Origin of the sequence: Streptomyces sp. NP-1717, assembly GCF_022695985.1 — a bacterium.
Classification (GTDB): domain Bacteria; phylum Actinomycetota; class Actinomycetes; order Streptomycetales; family Streptomycetaceae; genus Streptomyces.
In genome coordinates this window covers 1-3,609 of sequence record NZ_JAAPBF010000383.1, presented here as the reverse complement: position 1 = coordinate 3,609, position 3,609 = coordinate 1, and the positions used below count along the sequence as shown (strand labels likewise).

3 protein-coding genes are annotated in these 3,609 nt (G+C 74.3%); all 3 read right to left on the bottom strand.

Annotated elements, in window-relative coordinates; all coding sequences use genetic code 11:
* Positions 1-106 precede the first annotated feature (106 nt).
* On the bottom strand, positions 107-478 hold the full coding sequence (locus tag GXP76_RS34650) for a hypothetical protein (protein WP_242575585.1): 372 nt from the start codon (positions 476-478) through the stop codon (positions 107-109).
* A 505-nt stretch (positions 479-983) separates the two neighbouring features.
* Complete coding sequence (locus GXP76_RS34645) at positions 984-3,101, bottom strand: phage holin family protein (RefSeq protein ID WP_242575584.1); 2,118 nt, start codon at positions 3,099-3,101, stop codon at positions 984-986.
* A 139-nt stretch (positions 3,102-3,240) separates the two neighbouring features.
* On the bottom strand, positions 3,241-3,609 hold a 369-nt coding region (locus GXP76_RS34640), incomplete at its 5' end, for a hypothetical protein (RefSeq protein ID WP_242575583.1).

The window sequence follows — 3,609 nt, the reverse complement described above, 5'->3', positions numbered from 1 at the left end:
GGGCGTTGAGTACGGCGAAGGGGTCGATGGGCATGGCTGTGTCCTCGCGGTGCGATGGGGGTTACCGGCTGGATGGGTCGACGGGCACGCGGGCGTGCCGGACCTCTCAGCAGCGCAGCACCACACGGCGCAGCGGCGGCGCCGCGACCGGTCCGCTCCTCGAAGGGGGGACGGCGGCGGGTCCTCCGTACGAAGGCCGCGCCGGGCGGCGGTCCCTCCCGGCATCCGGGCCCGCCGCCCGGCGCCCGGCCCTCGCGGGCGCGGACTGCGCCGCCACGGCCGTGTCGTGGTGCCCTTCTCCCACGGGCTCGGGGGGTGTCGAGGCGGCCGGCCGGGGTTCCGCGCCGCGCGCGGCCGTCGCGCACGGATCGAGCGGCATCCCAAGGAGGGCGAACAGCACCAGCAGCATGACGGCGCGGGCGGCGGGACGGCCCGCCGTGGCGGGCCGGGGGCTGCGCGGTTGCGGGGCGCTGTTCACTCGGCACGACCTCCTGATCGTGCATCCTCTGCCCGCGGACGCCGCCGTGCGCGCCGGAGGGCCGAGAACCGCTCCCTTGGCGGACGCGGGTTACGCCGACCCGGGCAGCGGGCGCGCGCCGGGGGCGTGCTGTGGATCAGGCCGGTTCGGGGAACGCCCGCCGCGCGGCGGGCGATGTCCGCGTTGCGTGCGATCGCAAGGCGCAGGAGAAAGGCATGGCGGTGCCGTGCCGACCGACGACAACGCAGGTGCTACGGGGGAGAGACGCGGCGCCAGGGAGCGCGAGCCCGGCAAGATCCGCAAGACACCCCCTGGCAGCTCAAGCGTCTGCGGGGGTGTCCGCGAAGGAGCGCCCTCCGCCCGCAGGGCGGGGCCCGCAGCGGCTGGTGCGTTGCATCGCAAGGCGGAGGACCGGCCTCGTACCGGGCGTACTCGGCCGAGTCCGACAACGCGGCGAGTCGCCGTACCAGGCGTCGCGGGCCAGGCGGGACCTCGCGGACACGCCCTAAGGGCTCGGCTCCGTCTCCTCCTGGCGCACGGCCACCCTGGCGGGCGTCGGGCCGAGGGGGACCTGCGGTCCCAGGCCGTCGTACAGCCAGCGCTTCAGCACCGTGTGGACCTGTTCCGCGCCCACCAGTTCGCCGCCGCCGGGGACGGGCGGCGGCAGGGTCAGGGGCGACAACAGGAAGGCGTTCGACTGCTCGCCGCCGAGCCCTCCGTGGGAGCCGATCTGCTCCTCGAACGCGTGCACCCGGCCCGTCGCCGGGTCGTACATCGAGTTGACCATGATGTCCGCGACATGGGGGAAGGTGTCGGTGCGCCGGACCGCGTCGGCGGCGCCGGGACCCATCGTGGCCAGCAGCCCCGTGTCGTCCAGCTTGGCGACCGGGATCTCCGCCCCGCCGGGGCCGAGCACCACGGAGCCGTTCGCCTCGCTCCGTACGAGGAGGAAGCCGATGCCCGGGTGGTTGGCGAGGGTCCGCAGCAGCGCGGGGTGGCGTTCGTCGATCTGTTCGCGGCTCATCCGCTCCGGGACGTCCGGGAACGAGATCAGCCCCAGGTTCCCGGAGGCGAGCACGATCGGGTCGGAGCCCCGCGCCGACCGCTTCTCGTCGCCCTCCTCGCCCTCCTCGACGGGCCGGTGGAGCGCCGTCCGTACGGCGTCACGGGCCGCGTCGCGCGCCTCGGCGCCGCTCTTGGTGCGCACCGCGCGGCGCGGTACGGGCAGTCCGCAGCCGGCCCGTACGAGATCCCGGAGCGTGAGCCCGTACCCGCCGAGGAAGGTCTCGCCGGGGCTCTGGCCGTGGTCGGAGAGGAGTACGAGCCGGTACGAGCGCGGCGCGTGGTCGGCGACCTTGGCCAGCAGCGCGATCGAGCGGTCCAGCCGCCGCAGGACGCGGATGGCGTCGCGGCTGTGCGGTCCCGAGTGGTGGGCGACCTCGTCGTAGGCGACGAGGTCGGCGTAGACGGCGGCGCGGCCGGCCAGCATGTCGCCTATCACCGCGGCGACCACGACGTCCCGTTCGACGACGGTCGCGAAGGCCCGGATGAACGGGTAGAGGCCGCCCCGGCCCACCCTCGGCCGGTCGCCCCGCAGCCGCGCGCGCGTCGACTGGCCTATCTCGCGGCAGACCTCGGCGACGAAGGAGACAGCCGTACGGACGGCGTTGGCCGGGTCGGTGAAGTACGCGAAGTAGCCGGCCCGTGAGCGGGTGGCCCTGCCGCGCCGCGCGGCCATCGACAGGACGAGCGCGAGCTGGTCGGCGCCGCCGCTGAAGAGATTGCCGCGGCTGGCGCCGTCGAGGGTGAGGAGCCCGGCGTCGCGGGTGTGTTCGATGGCCCGGCGCTGGAGTTCCGCCGCGCTGGCGGGCCGGTTGCTGACCATGATCCGCCCGCTCTCCTTCTCGTACCAGCGGAAGGCGGGGACGTCGTGGTTGCTGCCGTGCAGGATGCCGAGCTGGCTGGCGCCGGTCTGGCTGGACCAGTCGGTGCGCCAGGGGGTGAGCCGGTGGGTGGGGCGCTCGCCGAGCCAGCCGGCGACGGTGGGCATGTGGCCGTCGGCGACGGCGTCGAGCAGCACCTGGTGTCCGACGCCGTCGAGTTGGAGGAAGAGCGTGCCGGGCGACGCCGTGTAGCCGCGGCGGGCGCTGTCCTCACCGCTGCGGCGCCGTCGGCGTTCGGCGAGGCGCGAGAGCCTGCGCCGGTAGGCGTTGTCGTCACGTACGGCGAGGGCGGTGGAGGTGGCGGACGCGACGGCGGACATGACGGCGGCGACCACGATCGCGTTCTCGGCGTTGGCGGCGCCCCCGCCGTCGGGGGTGGATTTGAGCGCGACCAGCAGCAGCGAGCCGTTGAGGAAGAAGACCAGCAGGCCGAGTACGAGGGCGGGGACGAGCAGCAGGGCGCGGACCAGGAACGGCCAGACGAGCGCGCTGAGCAGACCGAAGGCGCCCGCGCCCCAGGCCGCGGTCAGCGCGGTCCTGGTGAGGCTGTCGTCGGCGCCCTGGACCTGGAAGTCGGGCAGGATGCCGGCGAGCACCAGCATGGTCAGCGTGGAGACCGCCCAGACGACGACCACCCGCACCAGGGCCCTGCCGGCCGTCCGCCATCGCCCCTTGAACACCGCGTCTTCACCTCACGTCCAGGGCCCGCACACGTCCACGGGCTCGCTCCACAGCCTGACACAGCGCGCGGCGGGGCCGGTCCTCTTCAGGGGCCGGAGTCCGGCGAGGGGCGTGGCGCCGAGAGGCGGGCGGGCGGTCTCAGCAGCCGTCGTACCCGGCTGTGGGCATGGAGAGCCTGCGGTGGACCTTGGCCTTGGACGGGGCGTCGTAAAGAGGTTCGTCCGTCCCCACGGTCTCCACGGAGACTCCGCGCCGCTCGCACTCGGCGTAGAAGGCCGGGACGGAGGCGAGGGCGCGGTCGAGGACCCGCTCGTTGGGGACGACGAACGCGTCTACCAGACCGGCGTCGACGTCGACCCAGAGCCCGTAGTGGTCGGAGCGCATCCCGTAGAGGAGCAACTGCCGTGTGACGACGTATCCCTTGTCGGCGGCCCAGCGGGCGCACATCGCCTGCTGGCCGCGGATGTCCACCAGGAACGGCTCGCGGTCGAGTTCTTCGAGCGGGGT